The organism is Streptomyces sp. NPDC093586 (assembly GCF_044764905.1).
Taxonomy (GTDB): Bacteria; Actinomycetota; Actinomycetes; order Streptomycetales; family Streptomycetaceae; genus Streptomyces.
The window spans coordinates 193,400-208,282 of record NZ_JBIWJA010000001.1 but is presented as its reverse complement, the minus strand read 5'-3'; the positions used below and the strand labels follow the sequence as shown (position 1 = coordinate 208,282).

Below are 14,883 nucleotides of genomic sequence, written 5' to 3'. Positions count from 1 at the left end.
CTTGCGGCACATCTACCGCTGCCCGCTGCGCTGGGCGGACATGGACGCGTACGGCCACGTCAACAACGTGGTCTTCCTCCGCTACCTGGAGGAGGCCCGTATCGACTTCCTGTTCCGCCCGGACAAGGATTTCCAGCAGGGGTCGGTGGTGGCACGCCACGAGATCGACTACAAGCGGCAGCTCGTCCACCGGCACGCGCCCGTGGACATCGAGCTGTGGGTCACCGAGATCAGGGCGGCGTCCTTCACGATCTCCTACGAGGTGAAGGACGGCGACCAGGTCTACGTCCGCGCGTCCACGGTGATCGTGCCGTTCGACTTCGAGGCGCAGCGGCCCCGCCGGATCACCGCGGCGGAGCGCGAGTTCCTCCAGGAGTACACGGACGACGACGGCACGAACGGCCCGAAGAACCCGGAGAACGAGGAGGAGGCCGTCGCCGCATGACGGTCCTCCATCTCGCCGACCAGGGGGAGGCCGCCGACCTCGCGGCCTTCCTCTCCCGCCTGCTCCACTACGACCGCGGCGCCGCCGTCCGCCTCCAGGCGCACGGCACGGCGCTCGCCGTCTTCGGCCGGCCGCCCTCCTTCGAGGTGCTGGCCGTACGGGCGGTACGGCTGGCGAAGCCGTACGAGAACGGGCTCGACGTCACGCTGGACGTGACCGTGTCCGCCGGTGAGCTCCTCGAGTCGGTGGACGAACCGGCGGCCACCGCCGCCGTGCCCGGCGCGGTCACCGGACCGCCGTGGGCCGGCGTGCTGCCCCCGCGCGGCGGCTGGCGGCCCGAGCCGGGGCTGCCCGCCCCGGACGCGCTGCGCGCCCTCGTCTCCGCGGCCGTCGCCGAGTTCCGGGCACGGACCGGGGAGCTGCCCCCCGAGAAGCGCACCCGGGCCGAGCTCGACCGGATCGGCCGGGAGATATGGTCCCGGACGGTCGCGGACACCGGACTGCCGGTGCGGGCCGTGCACGCGGCCCAGTCGCTGGGGTTCCTGCGCCCCGCGGACCCGGCCGGGGAGGGGCTCGCGCTGGTCTCCTCGGGCGCGTGGCTGCGGCTGCGCACCCCGTACGGATCCGTCGCCCTGCGCCGCGCGGGCACCGGGACGCTGGGCCTCAGCGTGCGCTGAGCCGCGCCCCCTGACACCGCCCGCCCCGCCGCACCGGCCAGGGGGGTCAGGGACGCTCGCTGTCGTCCGGCCGTACGGCGATGTGGTCGGGCTCCAGTTCCAGGGCGACGCGGTCGCGCATGTTGAGGGCCCGGGTGTACTCGGCGGGCAGCTGGAGACGGCCGGCGCGGTCGAGCATGGCGTACTCGCGGGCCACCACCGTCTCGTGGCCGGTCGCGGCGTCCACCTCGCTGCGCCGCAGCACCTCCGTGGAGGTGCGGCCGTCGCGGATGGCGACCGTGCGGCGGACCTCACCGGCCACCGCCTGGTCGTGGGTGACGATGACGACGGTGGTGCCGAGCCGCTCGTTCGCGGTGCGGAAGGCGGCGAAGATCTGTTCCGCCGTGTGGGAGTCGAGTTCGCCGGTCGGTTCGTCGGCGAGCAGGACCGCGGGGTCGTTGGCCAGGGCCACGGCGATGGCGACGCGCTGCTGCTGGCCGCCCGACATCTGGTGCGGACGGCGGTCGCGGCAGTCGGCGACATCCAGCAGCTCCAGCAGCTCCAAGGCGCGTTCGGAGCGGGCACGCCGGGCCGCACGGCCCCGGCCGCGGGTGCCCGCGAGCTGCCCGGGCAGGGCGACGTTCTGGGCAGCCGTCAGATAGGGCAGCAGATTGCGGGACGTCTGCTGCCAGACGAAGCCGACCACCTCGCGGCGGTAGGCGAGACGGTCCTTCGCGGTCATCGTGAGCAGATCCCGGCCGGCGACGCGGGCCGCGCCGGCGGTCGGGGTGTCCAGCCCGGCGAGGATGTTCATCAGCGTCGACTTGCCGCTGCCGGACGCACCGACCAGGGCCATCAGCTCACCCTCCCGGACCAGCAGGTCGAGGCCCTGGAGGGCCTGCACCTCGACGCCGTCCGCGGTGAAGACGCGGACCAGACGGTCGCAGGCGATGAGGGCGTCGTGGCCGTAGGCGGGGCGGTCACGGGACGCGGTGGCGCGGTCGGCCAGGTCGGCGAGGGTCGGGTTCGTCGTCATCGGGGCCTCCTCGGCAGATGCCCTGGGTGTCTCCGGGCCGGGCGGCGCGGGCGGCGCGGGCGGTGCGGGTGGTGCGCGTGGTGCGCGAGGTATGGGGGGTGCGGGTGATGTGCGCGGCTCGGGCGGCTGGGGTGGCGGGTGTGGCTCAGGCCGCTGAGGCGGCTCGGGTGGCTCGGGCGGTCCAGGTGACCTGGTCGGCTCCGGCCGCTCAGGTGGTGCGGGTGGTTGAGGCTGCTTTCGTGGCGCAGGCGGTGGTCGGGGCTGCTCCGGCAGCGCGGGCCGTTCCGGCCGCTCAGGTGGTGCGGGTGGTTGAGACTGCTTTCGTGGCGCAGGCGGTGGTCGGGGCCGTTCCCGTGGTGCGGGTCGCTTCCGATGCCCAGGCCGTTCCGGTGGCGCGCTCGGCCCGGTCCGTTCATCCGGAGTCCCCCGCCCGCAGCTCCGTGACCGACCCGCGCCGGCCCGACCACCACGCCTGCACAGCCGCGGCCCCCACCGCGACCGCCAGCACCGCGAGCGTCGGCACGGCCAGCGACCACGGGTCGACGCGCAGCTCGGCCCGGCCGCCCGGGGACGGCGCCGCCGCCAGCGCGATCGCCGTCACGTCGATGCCGGGGGAGAGCAGCCGCACGGCCGCCCAGCCGGTCAGCGCCCCGCCCGCCGCCGCCAGGGCGGCCTGGGGAAGCGACTCCAGGACGAGCAGGCGCCGGCCCTGGGACCGGGTGAGGCCCATCGTGCGCAGGCGGGCGAGCAGCGCGGCCCGTTCGGGTGCGGCGCGCAGCAGGGACAGCAGCAGCGCGAGCACGGCGTACCCGGCACCGGCCGCCACGGCCGCCGTGTAGACGCGTTCGGCACCCGTCTGGAGGGGTGAGTCGACGTACCGGGTCCGTTCCTGCTCGCGCAGGAGCACGGAGCCGGCGTCGCCGGTCGCCCGGCTCAGCGCGCCCGCGTCGATCCGGTCGCCGGTCAGCAGCAGGACGGTCGGACGGGCAGCCTCCGCGGACAGCCCGGCCCGGTCCACGACCAGGAACTCGTCGCTGGACACGGCCGGGGTCCGTTCGCGTACGAGGGAGATCCGCAGAGTGACGAAGGTGCCGTCCTCCATGCGCACGGGGAACGGCTCGGTGCCGAACCGCTCGGCGACCGTGGGCGAGGCCAGCGCGGGCAGGGGCCCTTCCCGGCCGCCCGGCTGCTTCAGCCCGCCCGCGTCGAAGGTCCCCAGGCCCGTCCGCGCGGCCAGCTTCGCGTAGGCGGCGGGATCGACGCCCGCCACGGGCAGCGGCTGGGGGGCGTCGCCGGGTTTGGCCTGGTAGGCGATGCTCACCTCGGCCAGCCCGGTCACGCCCGGGGTGTGGCGGACCCGGTCGGCCAGGGCGGCCGGCAGCGGGCCGGTCCCCTCGACGCGGGCGTCGGCGCCGGTGGTGAGCAGGGCCGCCCGGTCCCGGACGTCCGCCACGCCGGCCAGGACCGAGCCGCCGAAGGCCGCCGTGGTGAGCGCGGTCAGCAGCGCGAGCAGGGGCAGCACCGCCGAGACGGACGTACGGCCCGTGCGGGCCAGCGCCAGGTGTCCCACCGCGCCGCGCAGCCGCCCCGCCGGGCCGGCCAGGCGCCGCAGCGGCAGCGGGTAGAGGCGGACCAGGACCAGCGCGGCGATCACCCCGACCAGCACCGGTGCGAGCGACACCAGATCGTCGGCCGGGCTCTGCGCACCGCGTCGGCGCAGTGTCTCGACCGCTCCCACGGCCAGGACGACGACGGTGAGTTCGGCGACCGTACGGCGCCGGGACGGGCGTGCCGACGCCACGTCCTGCCGGCCGCCGTGGACGCGGACGGTGCGGTGGGCGATCGCGGCCCGCAGAGGCAGCGCGGCGCAGCCGACGACGGTGACCGCGACGGCGGCCGCGACGGCCGGGCCGGGACGGGCGCCGGGGAGGGCGAGCAGCGCGGCGGCGAGACCGAGGGCGCCCGCGGGCACCGCCGCCACCGCCGTCTCGGCCAGCAGCCGCCCCGCCAGGCCCCGCAGGGACGCGCCCCGGGCGCGCAGCAGGGCGAGTTCCGCGCGGCGCCGGTCGGCGGCGAGGCCGGCCGCCATCAGCAGGACCACGCCGGCGACGGTGCCGGTGCCGACCGCGGCGATCATGACCAGCGGTCCGATGCCCGACCGCAGCCGGTCGAAGGAGGAGAACACCTCGTCCAGATCGGTGCTCACGTCGGCGTCCGGGGCGACGGCCGACCGCACCCTCCGCAGGTCCGGCCCGGCCTCCAGGGAGGCGACGGACGAGTTCAGCCGGTCCAGGTCGTGGGCGCGCAGCGCGCCGGCGTCCGGCGCGAACTGCCAGTAGCGCATGGGGGAACCGGTCGTGCCCAGCAGGGCGGGCCCCGCGTCGGGGGCCACGAGCAGGGTGCCGACCCAGTACGTGTCGCTGGTCGGCCCCGGCACCTTCACCAGCGACGGGGTGCGCAGATCGGGCCAGGTGGCCCAGTAGGCGCCGTCGGGTTCGCGCGGGGCGAGGACGCCGGTGATGTGGACGGCGAGCGGGGCGCGTGCCGCGCGGGGCACGTGGATGACCTTGCCCGCCTCGATGTGCAGGGCCTCGGCGGTCTCGGTGGTGACGACCGCCTCCACCCGGCCGGTGGACGCGGTGACCGGGGTGTCGGACGCGTGCGGCAGTCGGCCGGAACGCAGCCGGGCGTGGTCGCCGAGGTCTTGCTGGGCGGCGAGATGCATCTGGGGAGGCAGCCCACTGGGCCGGGGCAGCCAGGGATCGGAGACCTCGATGCTCTTGGTGGTGCGCACCCCGTACGTCGACCGCGCCCGGTCGACGGGGAGCCGGCCGGCCACGATGCCGAGCGCTTTGCCGTAGTGCTCGCGCAGCGAGTCGGGGCGCATGTCCTGCTGCCACCGCTCCAGCACGGGGCCGAAGCCGATGTCGGGCAGCCCGGCGGTCAGCTGCACGCCGGTCCGGGCGGGGCGGGCCTGCCGGAGATCGTGCTGCAGGCCCGCGTCCGCGTACCGGTCCAGTGCCCTCGGGAAGGCGGCGGCCAGACACGCGGTCAGCGCCACGAGCAGCGCCAGCGCGCACGCGGCGCCGGGGGCGGTGCGCAGCCGGGTCCGCACCCACGGGGCGGCGACGGGGTTCACCTGCGCCCACCTCCTTGTCCCACTCCCTGTCCCACGACGAGCGGACCGTGCTTTCGTGACGGGTGCCGGACGTCCACGTGTGCCGGGTGAGGGCGGTGGGGCGACGGCACACCTGCCACCCGCGCCGCGCGGGACGTCGTCACCGGGCCTCGCCCCCCTGCTCCCTGAGTGCGGACACCGGGTCCGTACGGCGCAGGGCGAGGGCCGCCGTGACCAGCAGGGGGGTGAGCGCCACGGAGGCCAGGAGGACGGCGACGCGACCCACGGGGAGGTCGACGAGGACGGCCGGCACCGGGTGGGCGGCCTCCGGGGTCAGCACGATCAGGGGAATCACCGCCCGGGCCAGTACGGCACCCAGCGCCGCGCCCACCAGCAGCGCCAGCGCCACCAGGACGCCCTGCTCGGCGGCGACCGCGCGGGCCAGCCGGCGGCGCGTGGCGCCCAGGGTGCGCAGCACCGCGTACTCGGTGCCCCGTTCCCGCAGCGATCCCGTCGCGCTCACCGCGAACCCGACGGCCGCCAGCGCCGCCGCCACCCCGGCCGCCGCGGTGAACGCCGTTTCGGATCCCGTGCCGAACGGGTCGTCGCGCAACCGCTCGGCCAGTTCGTCCCGCACCACGACCTGCGCCGGATCGACGTCCGGGAAGGCGCGCAGGGCCACGGCCGTCCCGGCCGCCTTCCCCGGTGCCGTCCGCAGCCACCACTCGGTGGGCGTCAGGCTCTCCCCGTAGCGGGCCTGCAGTACCCGGTTCACCGACCGCAGGTCGACCAGCAGGGCCCCGCCGTCGTGCTCGGAGGCGTCCGTCGGGCCGGTGGTCGGCAGGGCGTGGACCGTGTGCGCGATCCGCACGGTGACGGTCCGGCCGTTCAGCGCGATGTCCACCGACTGCCCGGCGCGGGCGCCCGCGGAGGCGAGGAAACGGTCGGTCGCCACGGCCGTGAGCTGCGGCGGCGCGGGCTGCTCGGCGTCCAGCCGCACGATCAGCGGCGCCGCCTGCCAGGCCATGTCGGCCGGGACGTACCCGGTGCCGTACTCGATCGTCGGCGGCCCGGACGCCCGCAGCCGGGGTTTCGTCGGGTCGGCGGACGCGTCCGGGAGCCAGGACTGGCCGGTGCCGTGCGCGGAGGCCGTCCACGAGCGGGGCAGCGCCAGCCGCCGCACGGTGCCGTCGGCCGCCGTGGCCGTCAGCGACTCCAGGGTGAAGCGGTGCTGCTGCGCCCGGTCGACCGGCTGGGTCTCGACCAGCTCCAGGCCGGTCACGGTCAGCGGGCCGGAGGCGACGGTGAGGTCCAGGGTGTGGCTGCGGCCGTCTGCTGCCAGCACGCCGGCCGGCAGCCGGTACGGCGTGCCGTGGCTGTCCTGCACCGAGACGGTCACGTCCGCCGTCGTGCCCGTGTCCCCGCCCGCGCTGCCCAGGGTCGCCGTCAGGGCCAGTCGCGTGGTGCCCTGCGGCACCTTCGCGCCCGCCGTCGCGCCCTGGGGCCCCAGAGGGGACAGCAGTGTCCGGGCCGGTTCGGGGGACAGGTCCGGGCGCAGCAGCATCGTGTCCGCGGCGCTCGCGGTGTCCAGCGCCAGCACGGTGGCCGTCCGGTCGCCGGACAGCTGCAGCGTCGTACGGGCGGCGGGGGCCACCTCGCGGACGCCCGGGACGGCCGCGTACGTCTCCGTGCGGCCGAGGTCCGCCGTCCCCGCGGCGAGCACCCGCACCGGCGCCCCGGCGCGGAAGTCCGCCTGGTCGTCCTGCGAGCGATCCCAGGAGGCGCCCTGGCCGATGGCCAGCATGCCCAGCGCCGTGGCCAGGACCAGCAGCAGCACCGGGCCGGCCCCGCGCATCGGGCGGCGGCTGAGCTGCCAGCCCGCCAGCGCCGACGCCAGTCCGCGCCCGCCGGCCGCCCGGCGCTCGGCGAGCCGCGCCACCGGCGGCAGCAGCCGCAGTGTCAGCACGGTGCCGGCCAGCAGCGCCAGCGCGGGCGCCGCGACCAGCAGCGGGTCGATGCCCAGGACACCGCTGTCGTCACCGGTCACCGCGCCCGAGGTCTGCCGCGAGAGCTGCCAGTAGGCGACACCGGCCACCACCAGCAGGCCGACGTCCGCACCCGCCCGCAGCGGCGCGGGCAGCGGCCGGGCCCGGCCACCGGCGGCCGGGGAGGCGGTCAGCGCGGGTAGCGTCACCGCCAGCGCGCACCCCAGGGCGGCCACCCCGGCGACCAGCCACACCCCGCCCCCGCCGAGGACCGGCACCTCCAGCCGCAGCCCGATCCGGGCGAGCGCACCCTGCCCGGCCAGCAGCCGGGTCAGCGGACCGGCGAGCAGCGGCGCGCAGACCACCGCGGGGACGGCCAGCAGCAGCGCCTCCAGCGCGGCGAACCACCCGATCCTGGCCCGGGAGGCGCCCCGCGCCCGCAGCACCCGCAGCTCGCCCGCGCGTTCGGCGCTCAGCAGCCGGGCCACCAGCAGCAGCGTGCAGCCCGCGAGCAGGACCAGCTGGAGCGCCACCACGAGGAGGGTGGAGCGGGACACCAGCAGGGAGCGGTCGAGCCGGTCCAGCACCTCGGGCAGGGACGTGCTCACCGCCGTCGTGCTGCTGAGGACCGGCCGGCCGCGCAGCCACGCCGTCCCGTCCCGGGCCGCCCCGCGCAGCGCGTCCGTCCGGCCGGCCGTCAGCGTGGAGAAGTCCGCCGTCGCCAGCCACCCGGACGGCCCGGTGCTCACCCGGCCGCCGGTCAGCGCACCGGGGGCGGCGAGCAGCGGCCCGTACGTGGTGAAGCCGCCCTGCTTGATCCCGCGCCCGCCCAGGTCGTCCAGACGCCAGTACGGGGACGTGGCCTCGGCCGGCCGGTACAGGCCGGTGACCTCGATCCGCACCGCCGGGCCGTCCAACCGGTCGGCGAGGGTGAGGCGGGCGCCGGTCCGGACGCCGAGGCGCTCGGCGGCGGCCGTCGGCAGCGCGGCCTCGGTCACCGGGCCGCCCTCCCGCGGCATCCGTCCCTCGGTGATCCGCACCTGCGCCGGGTCGAGCGCCGCGAGGTACGTCAGGTCCGGGTCGCCGCCGGACCGCTCGCCGCGCGGCCGCAGGGTGGCCGGCAGGGCGTACGGGCCCGACCGCGTCAGGGCGCGGACGGTGACCGGCAGCCCGCCGAAGGTGTCCCGGGCGCCCTTGCGCACGGTGGCGTCGGCCTCCTCGCGCCCGCCTTCGGGCACGTCCGCCTTGACGATCAGCGCGGTGTCGGCGGCGTTGCGCGGATCGGCGAGGGCGTGCCGCAGGGCCGCGTCGCCGATCGCGCCCGAGTAGGCGGCCAGGGTCGCCAGCACCGCCGTGGTCAGCAGGACGGTGAGCAGCGCGGCGGCGAGCAGCAGGCGATGCGCCCGCGCGCGCAGCAGCACGAACCCTCCGAGTCCCCCGCTCCCCGCCACCCGGCCCCCCGGCGCCGTTGTCCAGACCTTCCGGTGATGCTGTCAGAGGGCGCACGGCGCGGGTAACCGCTCGGGGGACGGACTTGACCGGATCGTGACCGAATTCCGGCGATGCGGAACCGGAATCCGCTCATCAACCGCCGGGGGGGGGGCAGCCGTCGGGGGACAGCCACTGGGAGCCGCCCCGGGAGTCAGCCCTCGGTGTTCACCATCGAGGCCGCCGCGTACGTCAGGTACTTCCACAGCGTCTGCTCGTGCTCCTCGGACAGACCGAGCTCGTCGAGGGCCACCCGCATGTGCTTCAGCCACGCGTCGTGCGCCGCGCGGTCCACGGCGAAGGGGGCGTGCCGCATCCGCAGGCGGGGGTGGCCGCGCCGTTCGCTGTACGTCGTCGGACCGCCCCAGTACTGCATCAGGAAGAGCGCGAAACGCTCCTCCGCCGGGCCCAGGTCCTCCTCGGGGTACATCGGCCGCAGGACCGGATCCTGGGCGACCCCCTCGTAGAAACGGTGGACGAGCCGGCGGAAGGTCTCCTCCCCGCCGACCTGCTCGTAGAAGGTCTGCTCCTGAAGCGTGCCGCGCCGAATCTCATTCACGCCGTCCATGGTCTCAGACGGGGCGGCACAGGTCCGGAGACCCAGGACCTCTCCGGACCGTCCGCGCGCGGGCCGCCACAGGCAGGTGCCGGGCCCTACTGTGGAGGCATGGGCGGGCAGCAGGACCTGGAGGGCCTCGCCGCCTCCGCGCGGGCGGCGCTGGTGCGCGAGATCGAGCTGAGCGGCGCCTGGGCGGCCGACCCGGTCTGGCGGGAGTCGTTCGAGGCGGTCCCGCGCCACCTCTTCGTGCCCTCCTACTACGTCGGCGTCCGGGGCGGCTACGAGCGCCGGTGGGGCGAGCACCCCGACCCCGCGGCCCGCGAGCGCTGGGTGCGCGGCGCGTACGCCGACGTCCCGCTCGCCACCCGGCTGCGCGACGGCGAGCTGCTCTCCTCCAGCAGCCAGCCGTCCCTGATGGCGACGATGCTGGTGGAGCTGGACGTGACGGACGGCGACCGGGTCCTGGAGATCGGCGCCGGCACCGGCTACAACGCCGCCCTGCTCGCCCACCGGCTCGGCGACGACGGCCTGGTCACCACCATCGACCTGGACCCGGAGATCACCGAGTCGGCCCGTCGGCACCTGACCGCCGCCGGGTACCGTCCGGCCGTCGTCACCGGCGACGGGGCGCGCGGGGTGCCCGAGCGCGCCCCCTTCGACCGGATCATCGCTACCTGCGCGCTGTCGGCGATCCCCCGCGCCTGGCTCGTCCAGTGCCGGCCCGGAGGACGGATCCTCGCGCCGCTCGCCACCGGCCTGATCGCGCTCATCGTCCACGACGCCGGGCACGCCGAGGGCCGCTTCCTGCACACGCCCGCCTACTTCGTGCCGCTGCGCGGCACCGGGCACACCGAGCCGGAGCCGCCGGGCCTCGCCGGGGTGCCGCGCGGGGCCCGCGGCGACGACCTGTTCCGGTTCCTGCTCGCCCTGTCCCGGGGCAGCCTCGACCCGCAGGAGGCGTACGCGCTGTGGGAGCGCGAGGACGCCCCCCGGCGCGAGCGCTACGGCATCACCGTCCGCGGCGAGCGGGCCTGGGCCTGGCTGGACGACCCGGAGGGTCCCTACGCCTGGCCCTTCGCCTGACGGCCCGGGCCCGCCTCAGCCGCGGCGGATCGTGATCGTCGTCCAGGCGCCGACGTGCACCCGGTCGCCGTCCTGGAGCGGCACCGGCACGAAGGGCTGGATCGGCTCCTCGCCGCCGTTGACCGTCGTGCCGTTCGTCGAGTTCTGGTCGACGACCGCCCAGTTGCCGTCCGGCTGCTGCACCAGCACCGCGTGCTGGTGCGAGACGCCCGGGTCCTCCGGCGGCACCGCGAGATCGATGTCCGGGGTGTCGCCGGTGGAGTGCCGGCGGCGGCCGATCGTGATCTGGTTGCCGGTGAGCGTGCGCTGCTGCTCGGGCGAGTACGCGGGCAGGTTCAGGCCCGCGGCCTCGGGGCCGGAGCGCTGCATCATCGCCATGAAGTACTCGCGGTCCGGACCGATGGTCGCCGTCCAGGTCGCCGGCTGCTGGGGGCGCGGCGGGAAACCCTGGTCGGGCGGGGCCTGGGTGGCGCCGGGCTGCGGGTAGCCGTAGCCGCCGCCCTGCGAGGGGCCGCCGCCGGGACCGCCGGGGCCACCCGGACCGCCAGGACCACCCGGACCGCCAGGGCCGGACGACGGCGGGGAGAGCACCCAGTCGTCGTCACCGCCGCCGAAGGACGGGCCACCGCCCTGCCGGGGGCCACCGCCCTGCTGGGGGCGGCCGGTCTCCTGCGGGAAGCCGGGCGGGGCCGGCGGCGCGGACTGCTGGAACGCCTGCGGAGGCCCACCGGGGCCACCGGGCCCACCGGGACGGCCGGGACCTCCCGGGCCACCGGGACCGCCGGGGCCGGGCGGCGGCGGAACCGGCCGCGACGGGTCGCCGCCGAAGGGCGGGGCCGGTGGACCGGAGGGACCGCCCTGGCCGCCGGGGCCCGGGTAGCCGGAGGGGCCGTTCGGACCGCCGGGGCCGTGCGGACCGGGGCCGTTCGGGCCACCCGGACCGTGCGGACCGGGGCCCTCGGGACCGCCCTGGCCGTGCTGACCGCGACCTCCGGGACCGCTCTGGCCGTGCTGACCGCGACCGCCCTGGCCGCCGGGGCCCGACGGGTCGCCGCCGAAGGGCGGGCCCGGCGGGATCGGCTCGGCCGGCCGGTTCATCTGGGACGGGCGCGAGCCCTGGTAGTCGTACGCGTCACCGCCGCCGTACGACGGGCCGCCCGGCGGCTGCGGGAACCGGGGCCCCGGACCGGGCGCCGGCGGCCGGGGGGCCGCCGGGGTGTACGAGGTGGCGGTGTTGGTCAGGAAGTTCCACCGGCACTCCTCGCAGAACGGCGCACCGCCCTCGCGGGGCGTGCGGCACTGCGGGCACAGCTGCGGTTCCCCGCCCGGGCCGCCCGGGCCGCCCTGTCCGCCGGGGCCGCCCTGGCCACCGGGACCACCGGGCGGCGGGAAGCCGTAACCCCCGCCCGGGGGCGGTGGCGGCGGAGGGGGCGGCACGGCACCGGCCATGCGGTGACCGCAGACCTCGCACCAGTCGTCGGAACCCGACTGGTGTCCGTTCGGGCAGGTCGGCATGTCGGAGCTTCCCCCTCTTGCGGAGCTTGTCGCTGTGTTGTCCTGCGGTACTGCGTTGTCCTGCGGTACTGCGTCACTTCTTCACGCGAACAGTCTTCGTCGACCGGGTCTCGAGAGTCATCTCGTCGGCCTCCTCGACCTTCGCTTTCAGTCGCACAGTACCTGCCGCCGCGTCGACCACGTCCACCACCTTCGCAAGCAGTTTCGCCGTATCGGCGTTTCCGGAGGCTCCGGCCAGCTGGACCGCACGGCCCAGTTTGGCCGTCGCTCCGTCGATGTCTCCCGCTTTGCGCAGATCCAGACCCTGTCGGATGACCTGTGCCAGTTCGGCCTGGCCGGTGTAGTGGGCGACCTGGGGATTGATCGACGTGGACGCGGTCATGTCGTCCGTCCACACGGCGCGCACGAGACCCTGGGCGCCGAGGTTCCGGACGCTCCCTCCGGGCTCCGGGACGACCAGGGAGACTCGGGCGGCCAGCATCTCCTGGCCGATGTCCGCGGCCGGTACCTCCACGCAGACGTGGTAGTCGCGGGACTCGTCGCCCCAGGAACCGGTGGGGTAGTCCCCGGCGCGCGGCCCCGCCTCGGTGCGGCGGTCGGTCAGTTCCTCGACCGTGGGAGCGACCTGCTTGACGAACCTCACGGTGGTGCCGACCGGGGTCCACAGGCGCAGGGACACGTCGGCCACCTCCTTGCCCATGGCCGCCTCCATCATCCGCGTGAAGTCGTCGGCGAGGCCCGACGGGTCGGCGACGATGTCGGCGGTGCCGAGCAGGGCGGAGGCGACCCCTGTGACTTCTTTCACTTCCCAGTCGGTGCCCACGCCACGGGCGTCACACGTGAACCGCCCGGCACAGGAGTCGAGTGCCGCCCTCAGGTCGTCGGGCGACTCGTGCTCGTTGCGGCCGTCGGTGAGCAGGATGCCGTGCCGGATGGCGACGTCCGCGGTGGACAGCAGCCGTTCGGCCAGCCGCAGCCAGGTGCCGATGGCCGTGCCGCCGCCCGCGCTCAGCCTGCGCAGGGCCTGCTTGGCCTGTTCCCGGGTGGTGGCGTCGGCGACCGCGAGCCGGCCGTTGCCGGGGTAGACCTCCGTGGCCACGTGCGTGCCGCCGATCACCGTGAAGTGCACGCCGTCGCGCAGGGTGTCGATCGCGGCGGCCGTCGCGTCCCGGGCGTTGCGCATCTTGGCCGGCGGGTAGTCCATCGAGCCCGAGCAGTCGACCATCAGCGCCACGGCCGCGGACGGCCCCTGACCGGGCGAGTACAGGTGGGGCGCGGCCACCGCGCTTCCGACCGTGCCGCCGCCGGTCGCGGTGACCGTGACGATCGCGTTGACCTCACGGCCGCCCTCGGGCAGGTACTCGTTCTGGTAGACGTCCACCGAGAACTGCGGCACGCTCGACTTCGAGAAATTGGCCATGCCGGATCGCATCCCCCTCTACGTCCCCACGGTGGTGGGGTGTGGCTCGTGGTGCGGACCGCCCCCTGCGGTCCGCGCGGCCGTCCCGCCGCGTACCCGGCCGCGCGTGCGCGGCCCGGCTGCGCGGCCTCAGCCCGATCCTGCCCCCGCGGGCGGGGCCGGGAACGGCACGACGGCCACTGTTACGTTGTCGTGGCCCCCGCCGTCCAGGGCGTGGCCGACCAGGACCCGGGCGCTGTGCAGCGGGCGCGCGGCGGCGTCGAGGGGCACGGCGCGGGCCATCTCCTCGGCCGACTCGGCGTAGTTCCACAGGCCGTCCGTGCACACCACGACCACGCCCGGCCGGTCGGGCTTGAACGACGCGGTGTGCGGCTCCAGTTCGTAGGCGTCGGCGCCGAGCCAGCCGGTGATCGCGTGGGCGCGCTCGTCGGCGTACGCCTCGGCCTCGTTCATCAGGCCGGCGGCGACCATCTGCGCGGCCCACGAGTCGTCCTCGGTGAGCCGGGCCGGCGGGGCGCTGCGGTCCACCGGCACCCAGTAGACGCGGCTGTCGCCGACCCAGCCGACGACCAGCAGGTCCGAGGTCACCACGGCGCCGACGAGGGTGCAGGCCGGGGCGTTCTGGTGCGGTGCCTGCTCGCGGGCCGTGGCGGGCTCGTCGGCCAGCGCGTTGACGGCGTGCGAGGCGGCGACGATCGCGTCGTGCATGGCCTGCTGCGGGTGCGTGCCGCGCGGCAGCACCGCGAGCAGCGACTCGCCGGCCGCGCGGGACGCGGCGAGGGAGGCGTCGTCGGGACGGGTCGCCGAGGAGACGCCGTCGCACACGATCGCCACGCTCGCGGGCGTCCCGTCGGGCAGCGCGGTGTGGCCGACGCAGAACGCGTCCTCGTTGCGGTGGTGGCGCAGACCGCGGTCGCTGACCGCGGCCACGGGGCCCGACTCCTGCTCTATGTGGTCGCGTTCGCGGGGCTGGGCGTGCCCGCAGTTCTCGCAGTAGCCGTCGCCGTCCACGCGGCCCGCGCGGCAGGCCACGCACACCGTGCCGGACGCGGCCGGCACGGGGGCGGTCGACGGGGCCGGCACCGGGTCGGGCGCCGCTCGCGGGTCGGGTGCCTGCAACGGGTACTCGTCGGGCTCGCCCGGACGGTCGAACCGCACACCGGACGAGGCCGGTTCGGACCCGGCCGGACCCGGCACGACAGGCGGCGCGGCGGGCGGCGCGGCGGGCGGCGCGGCCGGTGGCGCCGGGGTGCCGGACGGCGGCGGCGGTGCGGCCGGCCGCGGTGGCGGCAGCGGGGATCCGCCCGAGTCCGTGCCCGGCACGTCGGCCGGCGCGTGCGCGGGCACGGGCCGGCCGGAGCCGTCCGTCTCCCGGGCGGCGGGCCAGTCGACGCCGTCGGGCGGCGTCGACGGGGCGGGCACCGCGCCGTTCATGGCGATCGTCGGGCTGTCCTCGGGCCGCGCGGGCACGGCGGACAGGTCGTATCCGCACGCGCCGCAGAAACGGTCACCCGGCTCGAGGGGCTCCTCGCAGCTCGGGCACTTCGACACAGCGGCCTGCTGGGGCATCTGCGACAT

General features: G+C 76.5%; 10 protein-coding genes. 3 read left to right on the top strand and 7 right to left on the bottom strand.

From position 1 onward, the window contains the following. The first annotated feature begins 1 nt into the window (after window position 1). Entirely contained in the window at window positions 2–445 is a 444-nt protein-coding gene (locus tag ACIRFH_RS00910; RefSeq protein ID WP_403516419.1) for an acyl-CoA thioesterase, read from the top strand. Beyond that, window positions 442–1,122 (top strand): hypothetical protein, encoded by a 681-nt coding sequence (locus ACIRFH_RS00905; protein WP_403516417.1) that lies wholly within the window; start codon window positions 442–444, stop codon window positions 1,120–1,122. The genes ACIRFH_RS00910 and ACIRFH_RS00905 overlap by 4 nt, the downstream gene beginning before the upstream one ends. Before the next feature lie 46 nt (window positions 1,123–1,168). Here the strand turns inward: ACIRFH_RS00905 and ACIRFH_RS00900 are convergent, their stop codons facing one another. From ACIRFH_RS00900 to ACIRFH_RS00885, 4 genes are all read right to left on the bottom strand, one after another. Continuing rightward, window positions 1,169–2,137 (bottom strand): ABC transporter ATP-binding protein, encoded by a 969-nt coding sequence (locus ACIRFH_RS00900; protein ID WP_403516415.1) that lies wholly within the window; start codon window positions 2,135–2,137, stop codon window positions 1,169–1,171. 412 nt (window positions 2,138–2,549) lie between these two features. Beyond that, complete coding sequence (locus ACIRFH_RS00895; protein ID WP_403516413.1) at window positions 2,550–5,276, bottom strand: FtsX-like permease family protein; 2,727 nt, start codon at window positions 5,274–5,276, stop codon at window positions 2,550–2,552. Between the two features lie 139 nt (window positions 5,277–5,415). Further along, window positions 5,416–8,661 (bottom strand): FtsX-like permease family protein, encoded by a 3,246-nt coding sequence (locus ACIRFH_RS00890; RefSeq protein WP_403516411.1) that lies wholly within the window; start codon window positions 8,659–8,661, stop codon window positions 5,416–5,418. Between the two features lie 221 nt (window positions 8,662–8,882). Continuing rightward, window positions 8,883–9,296 (bottom strand): globin, encoded by a 414-nt coding sequence (locus ACIRFH_RS00885; RefSeq protein WP_225639114.1) that lies wholly within the window; start codon window positions 9,294–9,296, stop codon window positions 8,883–8,885. A 99-nt stretch (window positions 9,297–9,395) separates the two neighbouring features. Here ACIRFH_RS00885 and ACIRFH_RS00880 point away from each other — a divergent pair, with 99 nt between their 5' ends. Beyond that, on the top strand, window positions 9,396–10,370 hold the full coding sequence (locus ACIRFH_RS00880; RefSeq protein WP_403516409.1) for a methyltransferase domain-containing protein: 975 nt from the start codon (window positions 9,396–9,398) through the stop codon (window positions 10,368–10,370). 15 nt (window positions 10,371–10,385) lie between these two features. On the opposite strand, the gene ACIRFH_RS00875 is transcribed toward ACIRFH_RS00880, so the two are convergent. The 3 genes from ACIRFH_RS00875 to ACIRFH_RS00865 form a co-directional block, all read right to left on the bottom strand. Continuing rightward, window positions 10,386–11,885, bottom strand: a complete 1,500-nt coding sequence (locus tag ACIRFH_RS00875; RefSeq protein ID WP_403516407.1) for an FHA domain-containing protein — start codon at window positions 11,883–11,885, stop codon at window positions 10,386–10,388. Between the two features lie 73 nt (window positions 11,886–11,958). Next, the gene (locus ACIRFH_RS00870) at window positions 11,959–13,305 is read right to left on the bottom strand and encodes a VWA domain-containing protein (protein WP_403516405.1); all 1,347 of its coding nucleotides are present in this window, start codon (window positions 13,303–13,305) and stop codon (window positions 11,959–11,961) included. A 129-nt stretch (window positions 13,306–13,434) separates the two neighbouring features. Then, entirely contained in the window at window positions 13,435–14,883 is a 1,449-nt protein-coding gene (locus tag ACIRFH_RS00865; protein ID WP_403516403.1) for a protein phosphatase 2C domain-containing protein, read from the bottom strand.

What these genes read in the sequence shown, in the direction of transcription:
- ACIRFH_RS00900 (WP_403516415.1), bottom strand. Translation starts at nt 2,137, where the DNA reads ATGACGACGAACCCGACCCTCGCCGACCTGGCCGACCGCGCCACCGCG.
- ACIRFH_RS00875 (WP_403516407.1), bottom strand. Translation starts at nt 11,885, where the DNA reads ATGCCGACCTGCCCGAACGGACACCAGTCGGGTTCCGACGACTGGTGC.
- ACIRFH_RS00865 (WP_403516403.1), bottom strand. Translation starts at nt 14,883, where the DNA reads ATGTCGCAGATGCCCCAGCAGGCCGCTGTGTCGAAGTGCCCGAGCTGC.
- ACIRFH_RS00885 (WP_225639114.1), bottom strand. Translation starts at nt 9,296, where the DNA reads ATGGACGGCGTGAATGAGATTCGGCGCGGCACGCTTCAGGAGCAGACC.
- ACIRFH_RS00880 (WP_403516409.1), top strand. Translation starts at nt 9,396, where the DNA reads ATGGGCGGGCAGCAGGACCTGGAGGGCCTCGCCGCCTCCGCGCGGGCG.
- ACIRFH_RS00870 (WP_403516405.1), bottom strand. Translation starts at nt 13,305, where the DNA reads ATGGCCAATTTCTCGAAGTCGAGCGTGCCGCAGTTCTCGGTGGACGTC.
- ACIRFH_RS00905 (WP_403516417.1), top strand. Translation starts at nt 442, where the DNA reads ATGACGGTCCTCCATCTCGCCGACCAGGGGGAGGCCGCCGACCTCGCG.